Raw genomic sequence first — 14,842 nt, 5'->3', positions numbered from 1 at the left:
GCTTTTGATCCATGGGCACATGGGGAGCAGGACCGTTCGAGAACGACGCCGCCGCCGATCTACTGGTTGAGATCAGCGACGCGTCGTTCGATTTCGAGTCGCAGGCATGGGCGTTCGACGACGAGTACATCGAGGTCGACGGCGGGCAGATCGCCATCGCGATGGGCGCCCTGGTCACGATCGGTCGCGGCGACGGATCCGGCGGCCCAGCCGACGTCGACGCCGTCGCGTTCGCGGCAAGCCTCACTGACGAGCAGCTCACGCGACTGCGCGAGTGGATAGGACGAGTGCTCGCGGACGGAGACACCTCTGAGCTGTACGAACTCTGGGAAGAGTCCGAGGACCTCGACGAATGGCTCGCCGCGTCACGCGCCGGCATCGCACTCGCCTGAGTGCGGGCCCGTTCAAGAACAGCCGATCCCCCGACCCCGGTTTGGAATCCGAGGGGTTGACCCGCTAGAGTTTCATCTCGCTGGTGGACAACAGTTCACCGGCACGCGGATGTGGCGCAGCTGGTAGCGCATCACCTTGCCAAGGTGAGGGTCGCGAGTTCGAATCTCGTCATCCGCTCGGAACAAGAGCTTGTCTCTTGCGTTGGTGGCGTGGCCGAGTGGTGAGGCAACGGCCTGCAAAGCCGTGCACACGGGTTCGATTCCCGTCGCCACCTCCACCTGCCCCACCGATGTACAACTTCACAGTCCCGCGCGATTAGCTCAGTGGGAGAGCGCTTCCCTGACACGGAAGAGGTCACAAGTTCAATCCTTGTATCGCGCACAGTCACTGAAGGCCCGTCGAATCTCGACGGGCCTTCAGTGTGTTCTCAGCCGACAGGTACCGTGACAGCCACTCCCCCTCGTCTATCCGAACGTAAGGACCCGAGCAGTCGTGCCCAGCCTCGCCATGTTGTTCCAGGACCGCCTCGATCCCGCCGTGGACGGACCTCGGCTCCGGACCCAATTGCTCGACGACTTCCCTGATCTGGACGGATCGATGTTGGCCGTCGACCCGCCCGGCGGCGATGACGCACCCCTCACCCTCTCGTACGGGGACACGATGATCGCGCTGATGGGTATTCCGGCGGCCGCAAGCGACAACCTTCCGGAGATCGCTCAGTACAGTCGCCTCTGGCCGGACACGGCTCCCGTTCCGGGTACGCACGACGCGCACACGATCGTCACCGTGCTCCGACCCGGCCAGGACACGAATCATCGGCATGCGATCGCTGACGCGGTTCTGCTGTCGAAGGTGATCGCCTCGACGGTCGCCCTCACCGACACCGTGATCGCCGTGTACTTCGGCAGCGCCGACCACGTGATCCTGCCTTCCCTCTTCCGCGAACTAGCCATCGAGACCCTGCCGGAGCCGATCCTGCCCGCATGGGTGGCACTGAACGTCGCCCCGCGTACAGACGGCGTGATGACCGGCCACACGATGGGTCTGGACATGCTCGGGCTCAAGGACATCGAGATCCCGGAGTCGCCGGAGACCGCCGAGGAGACGTTCGCACGACTGGCGAACATCGCGATCTACCTCCTGCAGAACGGGCCCGTCATCGGCGACGGCGACACCCTCGGCAGCACCGCTGACGCCGAGGTCGTCGCCCATCACGTGCCGTCGGTCGTGATCGAGGGGAAAGATGTCATGCAGCTCACTTTCGGCGGCGCAGAACCGGCAGCACCCGTCGTCGCGGAACCGGAACCTAAGAAGCGCGGCTGGTTCCGTCGGAAGTAGGTTCGCTGCCAGAGTTCTCGCGCCCCACCGACTGGCACATCCCCAATACTTCCGACATTGCGCAGCTGCCGAGGACTTCCGTTCGACAGGCCGGGCAGAATGGGGCGGTGAACATCACGACCGTCACCGATCCTTCAGAGGCCGCGGAGGTGGCCGCCGTCGCCGCCGTCACCTTCCCGCTGGCGTGCCCTCCCCACTCGACTCCGGAGAACATCGCCGCCCACATCGCGGCCCAACTCAGCGAAACGAGATTCGCGGAGTACATCGTCGATGAGGCCCGGGATGTGCTCGTCGCGCGCGACGAGGAGCACCGGGTCGTCGGTTACGCCTTGCTGATTCATGCGAATCCGACAGACGCCGATGTGATCGCTGCGATCAGCGACGCCGAGGGCGGCGAGGCAGCGCTCGAGTCGGAGAGCATCACCGAGGTGTCGAAGATGTACGTGCTCCCCGACCACCACGCGTCACGCGGGCAGGCGCGCCCATCTCACGCTCTCATGGAGGCGTCGTTGGACGCTGCGCGAGAACGCGGCAGCCACTTCATCTGGCTCGGCGTCAACAGTGAGAACGAACGAGCGCAGAAGTACTACCGCAAGATGGGCTTCGCCCAGATCGGCACGAAGACTTTCAACATGAACGGCGTCGTCGAGCACGACCACGTCATGGGTCGCCTCATCCGGCCGTAACTGCTCACGTCCACGACAGGCGCTCACCTCCGGAGGTGAGCGCCTGTCGTCGAGGTGAGCGACCGCCGTCAGGCGTCGGCTTCCGCGAAGCGAGAGAGGGCGAGGAGGCGGGACGTCGCGCGGAGGTACTTCTTGCGGTAACCACCCGCGACCATCTCCGGGGTGAAGACCTCGTCGAGCTTGACGCCGGAGACGCTGACCGGGATCTCGGCGTCGTACAGTCGGTCGGCGAAGGCGACGAGACGCAACGCTACCGCCTGATCGGCCGCCGGGCGCAGCCCCTCGATGCAGACGAGATTCACACCGTCGACCAGCGACTTGTACTTCGACGGATGCAGCTTCGCCAGATGAGCGACGAGGTCGTCGAACGTGTCGAGAGTGGCGCCCTCGACGGACGCGGCGTGCTCCTCGAGCTCGGCATCCGTGGCCGGCTCAGGTGCGGGCGGAAGGTCACGGTGACGATAGTCGGGGCCGTCCACGCGAATGGTCTCGAAGATCGCCGAGAGCTTCTGGATCTCACGCAGGAAGTCCTGGGCGGCGAACCGGCCTTCACCGAGCTGGCCCGGCAGCGTGTTCGACGTCGCGACGATCGAGACGCCGCGCGCCACGAGCTCGGTCAGCAGGCGGGAGACGACCATCGTGTCGCCCGGATCGTCGAGCTCGAACTCGTCGATGCACAGCACGCTGTGATCGGCGAGCCGCTCCAGAGCGTCGATGTAGCCGAGCGCGCCGACGACGTTGGTGACCTCACCGAACGTCGCAAATGCCTTCGGCCCCGGCATCGAGTGGTACACCGACGCGAGGAGGTGTGTCTTGCCGACGCCGAATCCGCCGTCCAGGTAGAGGCCGATGCCCTGCGGCGTCGACGCCTTACGGAACAAGCCCTTCTTCTTCGCGCCTGCCCGGACTTTCGATGCACGCGCCACGAAGTCGCGAGCGGCCGCGACCGCGGCCGCCTGGCTCGGCTCGTTCGGATCGGGGATGTACGAGTCGAAACTGACGTCGTCGAACATCCTCGGCGGAACCATCTCGCCGACGAGTTGATCGGGAGCCAAGACCGGGTTCCGGTCACTCAGTCGTGCCAACATTCGGTAAGGGTATCCAGGCAGGCCATGATGGACTCATGTTCCTCATGCAGAAAGCGACTGATCTCACAACGTCGGAGTTCGCGGAACAGCTGGCCTTCCCCGACTCCGCACGCCCCGTTGTCCGCGCGACCTTCGTCTCGACGATCGACGGAGCCGCGACCGTCGACGGCCGCTCCGGAGTCCTGGGCGGCGACGGCGACCGCCACCTCTTCCTGCTCATGCGGAAGATGTCGGACGCCGTGGTGGTCGGCGCACGGACGGCACTGATCGAGAACTACAAGGCCCCCGCAGACGACGACGCGACCGTCCTGGTCCTGGCGTCGCGCTCACTGGACATACCCGTCGACTACCTGCCGGTCACCCATCCCCGAGTCCTGATCGCCACGTGCACGTCAGCTCCCAGCGACCTCCGCCGCAGGCTGACCGATGCCGGCGCGACCCTCGTCGACTGCGGTGACATCGACCTCGATCCCCGACGCCTCATCGACGAACTCGGCACACGCGGGCTCCGACGGATCGACCTCGAGGGCGGCCCTCGACTCCTCGCATCGTTCGCCGCGGCGGGCGCCGTCGACGAACTGATCCTCACCACGAGCCCCACCCTCGGGCTCGGCGACGCACCGCGCATCGCCCACGGCGCAAGCCTCCCGCTCCCCGACCAAGACCTCCCGCTGCCGGACCGGCTCCCCTACCCGATGACCCTCGTCCGCCAGTTCGGAGACGACGACGGGTACCTCTACTCCTTGTGGTCGCGCCGAGCACGCGCCGACTAGGCTCGCGACTATGCCGTCGACCCTCCGCGCACGACTGACCGCCGCTCTTGTCGCGGCCACCGCTCTCACGACGGTCGGCGCCCTCGCGGCAGGCTGCTCGGTGGGGCCGGACACCGGCCCGAACATCGTGCGCGGTGACCAGCCCGACGACGACCAGAACACAAAACCCGTGCAGCCCGAGCTGTCGGCGCCCAAGAGCGACCTGAACTGGCGGTCGTGCGACTCGGCGATCTCGAAGACGTACGACCTCACGGTCCCGGACGGCGTGATCATTCAGTGCGCCAAGTATGAGGTGCCGGTGAATCCGGACGACTCGTCGAGCGACACGGTCTCCATCGGCGCCATGAAAGCGACGACCAAGGCGACGCCGCACGACGCACCGCCACTCGTCCTGACCAGTGGCACCGACCTGCCCAGCTCGCGGACTCTGTTGGCACTGGCCGACGGCGAAGGAAAAGCGATGCTCGACCGTCAGCCGGTGGTCGCCGTCGATTTCCGCGGCACGGGACTCGGCGCCACCGTCGATTGTCTGACGTCGGCCCAGCGCGAGGTCCTGTCGACGTCGGCGGCAGGCCGCGGGCGGGACGTCGCGGCCCGCGCGACGGCAGTCGGCACCGCGGCGCGGGCGGCAGCCGACCTGTGTTCGGACACGTTGAGCCCCGACCAGCTGAACTACTCGATCACCGCCGCAGCATCCGACATCGAAGCACTTCGCAGTCGATGGGACGTCGACCGGATCGCACTCGTCGGCGTCGGCACCGGATCGTCGGTGGCTTTGAGCTACGCCGCAGCCCACCACGACCAAGTCGGCCGACTGATCCTCGACTCGCCGACCGGCTACGCCACCCCGGCAGGAGACGCGACCGCGGCCCGTGCGCGAGGCGTGCAGAAGTCACTGACCACATTCGCGCAGCGCTGCTCCGGTGCCGGGTGTGCTCTCGGTACGGACGGTGCTGCGATGCTGGCCCGGGTCGTAGCCGCGGCAGCGTCGGGTGATCTCGACGGGATCTCCGACTCCGAAGTGCTCGACGCAGTCAGCACGGCGATCGCGATCGGCGACATGTCGCAGGCGGGAGTCCGCAAGCTCGGTTCGGCGATCGCCGCCGCCGACCGCGGCGACGTCGCAGCTCTGAAGTCCTACGTGAAGGCCGCCGCCGCGCTACGCGGCACCGACGGACGACTCGTCGGGGTGTGCAACGACCTGCGCGGCAGGCCCGGACTGCAGGAACTGCCCGGCCTTGTCAGAGACTGGGCCGCGGATGCACCGATGACAGCGCCGACCGCAGCCCTGAGCCTCGCTTCCTGCGACGGCTGGGGCAGCACCGACGCTCCGGCAGCACCGGATCGACTGCCGGTCGATCCCCTGATCCTCGTCAGCGCCAACGACCCGTTCAACGGCTCGACCGTCGTCGACACACTGGCTCAGACACTCGCACCGACGAAGACCAATCCGACGGCCGTGGGATGGGACGGCCTCGGCTTCTCCGTGCTGGCGCACAGCACGTGCGCCGCCGACGTCGTACGCGACTACATGGGCGATGCCCCGCTCACCGGGCCGACGGAACGCTCCTGCCCGGCCTGAGATCGCCCATCTAGTACGCTTCGCGGGTGACTGTTGTAGACCGTTACCTGTATCCGCGCGTCGACCCGTCGCGTATCGGGAACCTGATCCTGTGGCCGATCAGTCTGCTCATGGTGATCCACCGTTCGCTGATCCTCGGCGTCAACGGGCACCGCACCGACGACTTCACGCCGGTGTACAACGCGGCGCTCGCGTTCCTGAACCAGCGGCCGGTCTACAACGAGAACTACGCGACAGTCGACCCGCACTACCTGTACCCGCCGTCGGGAACCCTGTTGATGTCGCCGCTGGCGATCCTCGACCCGGACACCGCACGGTGGACGTTCATCGGCGTCAGCGCGGTTGTCCTCATCGGGTGCGCGTATCTGCTGTGCAGGCTGTTCGGCCTCGACCACCGTTCATGGGTGTTCCCCGCTGTTGTGTTCTTCTTCTACAGCACCGAAACCGTCGCCCACACGCTGATCTTCACCAACTTCAACGGCTTCGTCCTGCTCGGCATGGTGGCGTTCCTGATCCTCATGCTCAAACGGCAGGACCTCTGGGCCGGCGTGTTCATCGGCCTCACCCTGTCGGTGAAGCCGATCCTCGGCGTTCTCCTGCTGCTCGTCCTGATGAATCGGCAGTGGAAGATCCTCATCACGGCCGTCGGCATCCCACTGCTCTTGAACGCAGCCGCATGGCCGCTCTCAAACGATCCGATGGACTTCGTCAAGCGGACGGTCCCGTATCTCGGGGAGTCCCGCGACTACTACAACAGTTCGATCACTGGCATGGGCCAGTACTTCGGAATGGGCGACTGGCTGACTCTTCTGCTGCGCATCGCCTTCGTCGCGATGGCCGTCTTCGGCCTCTGGTTCCTGTACCGGTACTACCGACGCAGTGACGAGCTCCTGTGGCTGACGACCTCGTCGGGAATCCTGCTCGGCACGTTCTTCCTCGTCAGCTCGCTCGGCCAGGGCTACTACTCGATGCTGCTGTTCCCGATGCTCATGACCGTGCTCCGCCCAGGCTCGGCAGTTCGGAACTGGCCCGCGTGGCTCGGCGTGTACGGCTGCATGACCTTCGACGTCTGGGTGTCGAAGGAATGGGAGCCGTTCGGGCGATACCTCGAGTACGGCAAGGTCACGTGGGGCTGGTCGCTCCTGATGATCGCCGTGTTCTGCTCACTGCTGTTCCGGTACCTGGACATGCGCCGCGCCGACGTCTTGGGCATCGACAGCGTCTCGCCGTCGAAACCGCCCGTCACAGCCTGACGACGCACAGAGCCCGACGCCGCTACCCTGGGGTCCATGACCGACGACGCCCAGACCGACTTCACCAAGCTCACCGACGCCGACTGGCGGGAGCGGCTCAACGCCGCCGAGTTCCGGGTGCTCCGCCAAGCAGGCACCGAGGCGCCGTTCGTCGGCGAGTACACCGACACCAAAGACGTCGGCGTGTACTCGTGCCGTGCGTGCGGGGCCGAGTTGTTCCGCAGCGAGACGAAGTTCGATTCCCACTGCGGCTGGCCGTCGTTCTTCAGTCCGCTCGCAGGCGAGGCGATCATCGAACGCCACGACGACTCCCTCGGAATGCGACGAACCGAGGTGCTGTGCGCCAACTGCCACAGCCACCTCGGTCACGTCTTCGCAGGCGAGGGCTACGACACCCCGACTGACCTGCGGTACTGCATCAACTCGATCAGCCTTCGGCTCGACAAGGCGTGAGCCCCTTCGACTCGCTCCGCTCGCTCAAGGAGCAGTGGGACGCCCGCGCTCAAGGAGAAGTGGGACGCCCGCGCTCAAAGAACAGTGGGACGCCCGCGCTCAAGGAGCAGTGGGGTCTGCCCGTTGAGCGAGCGAAGCGAGTCGAAGCGCCGTGACGTGCTGCTCTGCTACGGGAGGGCGTTGACGAGCGCCGTGGGCTCCACACGCGGGCCGGTGAAGAACGGGATCTCGACGCGGACGTGCATGCGGGCCTCGGTGGCACGCAGATCACGCATCAGGTCGACGATGCGGTCGAGTTCGGGCGCCTCGAACGCGAGGATCCACTCGTAGTCGCCCAGCGCGAACGCCGGGACGGTGTTGGCGCGGACGTCCTTGTAGTCGCGGGCGGCCTTTCCGTGATCCGCCAGCATCGTGCGGCGTTCCTGATCGGGAAGCAGGTACCACTCGAACGACCGGACGAACGGGTACACGCAGACATACGCGCCCGGGTCCTCCCCCGCCATGAAAGCGGGGATGTGGCTCTTGTTGAACTCGGCCGGGCGATGCAACGCCGCACCGCTCCAGAACGGGTCACTGGCGCGACCGAGGATCGTCGTGCGACGGAACGTCGAGTAGGCGGCCTGCAACTGCTCGATGGTCTCGGCGTGCCACCAGAACATGAAGTCGGAGTCGCCGCGCATTCCCGCGACGTCGTACACGCCGCGGACCACAACACCGGTCTCGGCGATCTCGGAGAGGAATCGTTCGAAGTCAGCGGCCGCTTCGGTGCGATCCTCGGGGAGCTCCCCGGCTCGGACGGTGAACACCGAGAACATCAGATAACGAATGGTGGAGTTGATCTCTGCATAATCCAAGCGACTCATGCGTCCATCGTGCCACCGCGACGTCAGCCGCCGCCGCGCAGGTGATCGACTACACGGACCGCTGCGGCACGACCAGTGCCGATGCAGGCGGGCACCCCGACTCCTCGATATCCGGACCCCGCAACCGCCACACCGTCGGGCAGTGACGCGACTGCGTCCGCCATCAACGAGAGATGGCCCGGACCGTAGTGGGGCAGTCCCCCGGGCCACCGCTGCACGGCTGCGTCGACCACCCTGGGCGCAGGCAGTCCGGCCGCACCGAACACCGTCTGGAGGTCTGCTGCGGCCCGTTCGACGAGCTCAGAGTCTGTGCCCGTCACCGGCTCGCCCAGCCGCCCGAACGACGCCCGCAGCACGGAGACGCCTCCCGGCTGCGAGGCCAAGTGGGGCCATTTGCGGCTGCTCAACGTGATGGCCTTGATCGACAGATCCGCGTCGGACGCGACCAGCACACCTGAGTTGTCAGGCAACGGCGAAGCGCCGTCGACGGCGAAGCCGACAACCGCCGAACCGGCGGCTCTGACTCCTGCGAACGCCGAGGCGGAGGCCGGCGCAACGTCCGCGAGGAGTTCTCCCGCCGTCCAGACGGGGGTGGCGACGACAACCGCGTTGTACTCGCCGATCCCGTCGAGCCGGTAACGCTCTCCTACACGACTCACCCGTGGGACAGCGACACCCGTGTGGACGTCGACACGAGCGGCGACGATCAACGCGTCGACCAGTGTCCGGTAGCCGCCGCGCAGTGCACCGAACACGGGACCGGCACCGGTGCCGCGCGCGATGACCGCGGCGACTGCCGCCGTCAACGACGGGGCGCCGTTGTCGAGCGCCGTTGCGAGCGCGGGGATCGTCTCCCTGAGCCCGAGATCCCGCGATCGGGCCGAGTAGACCCCGCCGAGCATCGGGTCGACACTCCGTGCGACGACGTGTTCGCCGAATCGCTCGGCCACCAGGTCGCCGACACTCACGTCTGCACCGGGAGACCACGCGAACGGCCTGCTCGGCTCCGATTCGACGAACCCGACGTCGTGGGGGTCGAGCAGGCCGCGGACGACGTCGGCCGACGCCGGAATACCCATGAGTGCTGGCGACGGCAGCGCGTGGAGCACGCCGCCGGACCAGATCGCCGGGCGCATCGGGCCGGGCGAGACCACGTGATCGGCAAGACCGAGTTCGGTGACCAATTCGACGGCCTCAGGTCGACGGACGATGAATGCCTCGGCTCCGACATCAAGCGTGACCGGACCGAGCGGTCGGGTCGCGAGAAGTCCGCCAGGCATGGACTCCGCGCAAAACACGTCGATCCGCGCATCGGAGCCGAGAAGACGTCGCAGATCGTAGGCCGCCGTCAGCCCGGACACACCGGCGCCGACAACAGCGACTCGCACGTCCGTCGTCATCGGACCTACAGGGTGTGGATCAGCTCGACGGCGTGTGTCACCGCGTCGGCATCGGTATTGGGTAGAACACCGTGACCGAGGTTCACGATGTGGCCCGGTGTTCCGGCGGCGATCGCACGCTCGCCCTCGGCGATGATTCGAACCAGTTCGCCGCGCACCACGTCGCGGCCGGCGAGCAGCGCCGTCGGATCGAGGTTGCCCTGGATCGCGACCGATCGTCCGACACGTTCCGCGGCGACGTCCAGCGGGGTCCGCCAGTCGACACCGATCACATCGGTGCCGACGCGGGTCATCGCACCGAGCAGCTCACCGGTGCCGACGCCGAAGTGGATGCGGGGAATCCCATACTGTTCGATCTCGGCCATCACTCGCATCGAATGCGGTGCGACGAATGCTTCGTACGCCGCCTCGGAAAGCGTGCCTGCCCACGAGTCGAACAGTTGCACCGCGTCGACCCCCGCGTTGATCTGGGCGCGCAGGAACGCGATCGTCAGATCCGTGAGTCGACCCATCAGCGCATGCCACAGCTCGGGGTCGCCGAGCATCATCGCCTTGGTGTGCTCGTACGTACGGCTCGGTCCGCCCTCGATCAAATACGACGCCAGGGTGAAGGGAGCGCCGGCGAAACCGATGAGCGAGACCGTGGGCGGGAGCTCATCGATCAGCAGGCCGATCGCAGCGGTGACCGCACCGACCGCTTCCGGCTCCAGTCGGGGTAGACCCGCGACGTCGGCGGCGGTGCGGATCGGCGACGCGATCACCGGCCCCGTCCCCGGCACGATGTCCAGGTCGACGCCCGCCGCCTTCAGCGGGACGACGATGTCCGAGAACAGGATCGCGGCGTCCGTGTCGTGACGGCGGACCGGCTGCATGGTGATCTCGCAGACCAGCTCCGGGTCGAAGCACGACTCGAGCATTCCCCGGTCAACCCGGATCGCCCGGTACTCCGGCAACGAACGCCCGGCCTGACGCATGAACCACACGGGCCGCCGCGACGGAGAACCGCCGGTCGCAGCCGCGATCAGCGGCATCTGAGTCGGGGATCGGCGGGCACGCTGGGAAGTCATGCCTTCACTGTGCCATCACCGGCCCGACAGAGCAGGTCACACCCCGCCTTTCCGGCGCGCCTCCGTGATCACAGGCGAGACGCGGCCTACTGTGACGCCCGTGACCACTTCTGGAGCTCCGACGGAGCCTGCCGAGTTCCGCGACGCCGTGCAGTCGCTGCATGCCGCGAACGTGCGCCCGGAGATCGAAGTCGGGTCCATCCGTCCCCCGCAGCGTCTCGCCCCGTACAGCTACGCACTCGGCGTGGAGGTGCGCCAACCCGACGTCACCGATTCGATGATCCCGGTCGACTCGGCCGGCAGTTCGTTCGGACGCCTCGTACTCCTGTACGACCCGGACGGCCAGGAGGCGTGGAACGGCACGTTCCGCCTCGTCGCGTTCATCCAGGCCGAGGTCGAGGCCGCGCTCGCGGCCGATCCCCTGCTCCCCCAGGTGACTTGGAGCTGGCTGTCGGAGGCGCTCGGCGTCAGCGACGGCGAGACCGAGTCGACTCCGGCATTCGGAAGCGACGTCCCGCCGGTCCGTGCGCTCGGCGGCACCGTCACCGCCACCACGTCGGTCCGCTACGGCGACATCGCCGGGCCTCCGCAGTCACACCAGCTCGAACTCCGCGCATCGTGGACCGCCACCGGCGTGGACCTGTCCGTCCACCTCGAAGCGTTCTGTGAAGTGCTGGCGTCCGTCGCCGGCCTGCCGCCGTCCGGGGTCTCCGCGCTCGGCTCGCTCTAGTGGGCGCCGACATCACCGAGCCGGACGAGTCGGTCACGCCGCTGACTCGGCCGCGCGACGGGGTGCCCGACGTCCTCACCACTCCCGAGGAGTTCGCCGCCGCCGCCGCCCGACTGGCCGCAGGCACCGGTCCGATCGCCGTCGACACCGAGCGCGCCAGTGGTTTCCGTTACTCCCAGCGCGCGTATTTGATCCAGCTGCGTCGAACAGGGTCGGGAAGTTTCCTTCTAGACCCGATCGATCACCCCGACGCCCTCGCACCGGTGATCGATGTGCTGACGGGCCCGCAGTGGATCCTGCACGCCGCGGATCAGGACCTCCCCTGCCTGCGTGAGCTCGGTTTCGTGTGCGAGAGCGTCTTCGACACCGAACTCGCCGGCCGCCTTCTGAACGTCCCCAAAGTGAATCTCGCCGCGATGGTGGCGGGCTTCCTGCATCTGGGACTGGCCAAAGGCCACGGTGCGGCCGACTGGTCGCGGCGGCCGCTTCCCGACGACTGGCTCAATTACGCCGCGCTCGACGTCGAGGTCCTCGTTGAACTCCGCGATGCCGTGTCGGCGGCACTGCGTGAGGCCGGGCGCGAGACGTGGGCCGCGCAGGAGTTCGCCGCCGTACTCGCTCGCCCGGCACCCGAACCGAAGCCCGAGCGGTGGCGTCGCACGTCGAATCTGAACACGCTCAAAAGTACTCGGGAGTACGCCGTCGTCCGTGAGTTGTGGACCGAACGCGAAGAGGTCGCGCGACGCCGCGATGTCGCGCCCAGCCGAGTCCTGCCCGACGCCGCGATCGTCAACGCCGCGAAGTCGGCGCCCCGCAACACTGCCGAACTCACGTCACTGCCGGTGTTCTCCGGGCCCCGCCAGCGACGCCAGGCCGACATCTGGATGCGAGCGGTCCGCCGCGCCCAGGATCTGTCCGACAAGGAACTCCCGACCAAGCGGGCCCCACAGACCGGAGTCCCCCCGATCAACCGGTGGGAACCCAAGCATCCGGTGCCCGCAGCGCGCGCGAAGGCCGTTCGCCCCGCCGTGAAAGAACTGTCGGAGACGATCGGGATTCCGACCGAGAATCTGCTGTCGCCGAACGTGATCCGAGACCTGTGTTGGGACGGGGTTCGTCCGGACAGCAGTGTCGCGCAACGGCTCGCCGAACTCGGCGCACGTCCGTGGCAGATCGAACTCACCGCCGAGGCGATCGCAGCCGCGCTGCCCTGAGCCGTCGAACGTTCGCGGCGATTCCGGTTGTGGGCAGCGAAAACGCCGCCAACGTTGCCAAAGGCTACGCCGTCAGGACAAAGGAGCTCCCGTGAGAGCTTTGGCGATCGACTCGACGAGGTCGCCGGAGGTGAGACCGATATCGGCGAGGATCTGCTCTCGGGTGGAGTGCAGAATGAACTTCTGCGGGACTCCACGCTGGATCACCGGTGTCCCGACACCTGCTTCCGACACCGCACGGGTGACGGCTGAACCGACACCGCCCTGAACGCCGCTGTCCTCCAACGTCACAACGAGTCGGTGGCTCCGCGCCAGATCGGTGATCGATGCGGGAACCGGAAGCACCCACCGCGGGTCGACGACGGTCGCGGTCACGCCGTGCTCAGAAAGTCCGACGGCCGTGTCGAGCGCCAACTGAGCGAACGCACCGACGCCGACGATCAGCACATCTGCACTGCCGTCACGGTCGCCCGCGAGAACGTCGACACCGTCGTCGAGACGGGCGACCGCAGGGATGTCAGCGGGAACGGCGCCCTTCGAGTAGCGGACCGCAGTCGGGCCGTCAGCTGTGTCGAGAGCCTCCGAAAGCTCTTCGCGGACCCTGATCGCGTCGCGGGGCGCAGCCACCTTGAGGCCGGGGATCAACGACATCAGGGACAGGTCCCACATGCCGTGGTGACTCGGTCCGTCCGGGCCGGTGATGCCCGCGCGGTCGAGGACCAGCGTCATGGGCAGCTTGAGCAGCGCGACGTCCATCAACAGTTGATCGAACGCGCGGTTGAGGAACGTGGCGTAGATCGCCAGGACCGGGTGCATGCCGCCGAGAGCCAGACCGGCGGCCGACGCCATCCCGTGCTGTTCGGCGATGCCGACGTCGAACATGCGCTCGGGGAACTTCTCACCGAATGCCGCGAGACCAGTGGGCCCGGGCATCGCGGCGGTGATCGCAACGATCTCGGGACGTCGTGCACCCTCCTGCACGAGGGCCGACGAGAACACCGATGTCCAGTCCTGCGGCGGCACCGACGTGGCCTTGCCCGTCGCCGGGTCCATCTTGGCGGTCGCATGCATCTGCTCGGCCTCGTCGTTCTCGGCCGGCGCATAGCCGTTGCCCTTGCGGGTCACGGCATGCACGATGACCGGTCCACCGAACGCCTTCGCGCGTCGCAGAGCGCCCTCCATCTCCTGGAGGTCGTGACCGTCGACGGGACCGACATACTTGAGACCGAGATCGGCGAACATGGCCTGCGGGGACACGAGGTCTTTGACACCGCTCTTCATCCCGTGCAGGACGGCATAGGTGGCGTCCCCGACCACTGGGAGGCCGCGGAGGGCACGTCGCCCGCCGGTGAGGAACCGTTCGTAGCCCGGCTGCAGGCGCAGCGCGGACAAGTTCTTGGCGAGGCCGCCGATCGTCGGAGCGTAGGAGCGTCCGTTGTCGTTGACGACGATCACCACGGGGCGATGGCCGTCGGCGATGTTGTTGAGCGCCTCCCAGCACATGCCGCCAGTGAGCGCGCCGTCTCCGACGACTGCGACGACAGTGCGCTCCTGGTCGGTGAGCTCGAAGGCCTTCGACAGCCCGTCCGCGTTCGACAGTGCGGCCGACGCGTGCGACGACTCGATCCAGTCGTGCGGGCTCTCGGCACGGTCCTGGTAACCGGTCAGGCCGTCGCGCTGGCGGAGGGTGTCGAACTTGCCCTTGCGACCGGTCACGATCTTGTGGACATAACACTGGTGTCCGGTGTCGAACAGGATCGGATCGGTCGGCGACTCGAACACACGGTGAATCGAGAGCGTCAATTCTACGACACCGAGGTTGGGACCGAGGTGACCGCCGGTCGCGGCGACCTTCTCGATGAGGAACGCGCGGATCTCGGTCGCCAGCTTCTCGAGGTCGGCAGGCGACAGCGCCCGCACGTCCGCAGGCGAATCGACTCGATCCAACACACCCATCGAGTGTCTCCTCACCCTCGTCCTGCACGGTCCGCGGTCACGGCCG

At 67.1% G+C, this 14,842-nt stretch carries 15 protein-coding genes and 3 tRNA genes; 13 read left to right on the top strand and 5 right to left on the bottom strand.

Annotated features, from left to right (window positions below):
• Positions 1-11: 11 nt before the first annotated feature.
• From JVX90_RS07215 to JVX90_RS07190, 6 genes are all read left to right on the top strand, one after another.
• Positions 12-392, top strand: a complete 381-nt coding sequence (locus JVX90_RS07215; protein ID WP_205331698.1) for a DUF4259 domain-containing protein — start codon at positions 12-14, stop codon at positions 390-392.
• Between the two features lie 105 nt (positions 393-497).
• Positions 498-570: transfer RNA gene (locus JVX90_RS07210), tRNA-Gly, on the top strand.
• A gap of 26 nt (positions 571-596) precedes the next feature.
• Positions 597-670, top strand: a tRNA-Cys gene (locus tag JVX90_RS07205).
• Between the two features lie 32 nt (positions 671-702).
• Positions 703-774 (top strand) — tRNA-Val (locus tag JVX90_RS07200).
• A 111-nt stretch (positions 775-885) separates the two neighbouring features.
• Positions 886-1,731 (top strand): DUF4261 domain-containing protein, encoded by an 846-nt coding sequence (locus tag JVX90_RS07195; RefSeq protein WP_205331697.1) that lies wholly within the window; start codon positions 886-888, stop codon positions 1,729-1,731.
• 107 nt (positions 1,732-1,838) lie between these two features.
• Positions 1,839-2,417, top strand: a complete 579-nt coding sequence (locus JVX90_RS07190) for a GNAT family N-acetyltransferase (RefSeq protein ID WP_205331696.1) — start codon at positions 1,839-1,841, stop codon at positions 2,415-2,417.
• Positions 2,418-2,485: 68 nt separating this feature from the next.
• On the opposite strand, the gene zapE is transcribed toward JVX90_RS07190, so the two are convergent.
• Positions 2,486-3,505, bottom strand: a complete 1,020-nt coding sequence (zapE, locus tag JVX90_RS07185; RefSeq protein WP_205331695.1) for a cell division protein ZapE — start codon at positions 3,503-3,505, stop codon at positions 2,486-2,488.
• A gap of 35 nt (positions 3,506-3,540) precedes the next feature.
• Here zapE and JVX90_RS07180 point away from each other — a divergent pair, with 35 nt between their 5' ends.
• Genes JVX90_RS07180 through JVX90_RS07160 form a run of 5 tightly spaced genes read left to right on the top strand, consistent with a single transcriptional unit; the run spans position 3,541 to position 7,721 of the window.
• Positions 3,541-4,278: a dihydrofolate reductase family protein gene (locus tag JVX90_RS07180; RefSeq protein ID WP_205331694.1), complete on the top strand. Its 738-nt coding sequence runs from the start codon at positions 3,541-3,543 to the stop codon at positions 4,276-4,278.
• 10 nt (positions 4,279-4,288) lie between these two features.
• The gene (locus JVX90_RS07175) at positions 4,289-5,860 is read left to right on the top strand and encodes an alpha/beta hydrolase (RefSeq protein ID WP_205331693.1); all 1,572 of its coding nucleotides are present in this window, start codon (positions 4,289-4,291) and stop codon (positions 5,858-5,860) included.
• A gap of 26 nt (positions 5,861-5,886) precedes the next feature.
• Entirely contained in the window at positions 5,887-7,113 is a 1,227-nt protein-coding gene (locus JVX90_RS07170) for a glycosyltransferase family 87 protein (protein WP_008379168.1), read from the top strand.
• Between the two features lie 36 nt (positions 7,114-7,149).
• A complete protein-coding gene (gene msrB / locus JVX90_RS07165) occupies positions 7,150-7,566 on the top strand; it encodes a peptide-methionine (R)-S-oxide reductase MsrB (RefSeq protein ID WP_205331692.1) in 417 nt (138 codons plus the stop codon).
• Complete coding sequence (locus tag JVX90_RS07160; protein WP_205331691.1) at positions 7,563-7,721, top strand: hypothetical protein; 159 nt, start codon at positions 7,563-7,565, stop codon at positions 7,719-7,721. Before msrB ends, JVX90_RS07160 begins: the two co-directional genes overlap by 4 nt.
• A 12-nt stretch (positions 7,722-7,733) precedes the next feature.
• Here the strand turns inward: JVX90_RS07160 and hemQ are convergent, their stop codons facing one another.
• From hemQ to hemE, 3 genes are read right to left on the bottom strand one after another with little or no spacing between them, the layout of a single operon-like run.
• Positions 7,734-8,429, bottom strand: coding sequence for a hydrogen peroxide-dependent heme synthase (gene hemQ, locus JVX90_RS07155; protein ID WP_205331690.1), 696 nt, complete (start codon positions 8,427-8,429; stop codon positions 7,734-7,736).
• A 23-nt stretch (positions 8,430-8,452) separates the two neighbouring features.
• Positions 8,453-9,829, bottom strand: coding sequence for a protoporphyrinogen oxidase (gene hemG, locus JVX90_RS07150; protein WP_205331689.1), 1,377 nt, complete (start codon positions 9,827-9,829; stop codon positions 8,453-8,455).
• Between the two features lie 5 nt (positions 9,830-9,834).
• Positions 9,835-10,860, bottom strand: a complete 1,026-nt coding sequence (gene hemE, locus JVX90_RS07145; protein ID WP_205332315.1) for a uroporphyrinogen decarboxylase — start codon at positions 10,858-10,860, stop codon at positions 9,835-9,837.
• Positions 10,861-10,996: 136 nt separating this feature from the next.
• Between hemE and JVX90_RS07140 the strand changes: the two genes are divergently transcribed.
• A complete protein-coding gene (locus JVX90_RS07140; RefSeq protein WP_205331688.1) occupies positions 10,997-11,626 on the top strand; it encodes a DUF3000 domain-containing protein in 630 nt (209 codons plus the stop codon).
• A complete protein-coding gene (locus JVX90_RS07135) occupies positions 11,626-12,840 on the top strand; it encodes a ribonuclease D (RefSeq protein ID WP_205331687.1) in 1,215 nt (404 codons plus the stop codon). Before JVX90_RS07140 ends, JVX90_RS07135 begins: the two co-directional genes overlap by 1 nt.
• Positions 12,841-12,912: 72 nt before the next feature.
• On the opposite strand, the gene dxs is transcribed toward JVX90_RS07135, so the two are convergent.
• Complete coding sequence (gene dxs, locus JVX90_RS07130; protein WP_205331686.1) at positions 12,913-14,796, bottom strand: 1-deoxy-D-xylulose-5-phosphate synthase; 1,884 nt, start codon at positions 14,794-14,796, stop codon at positions 12,913-12,915.
• Positions 14,797-14,842 lie beyond the last annotated feature (46 nt).

Source organism: Gordonia sp. PDNC005 (genome assembly GCF_016919385.1).
Classification (GTDB): domain Bacteria; phylum Actinomycetota; class Actinomycetes; order Mycobacteriales; family Mycobacteriaceae; genus Gordonia.
Note: the sequence above shows the minus strand (reverse complement) of the source record. Positions and strands in the feature narration are given on the sequence as shown.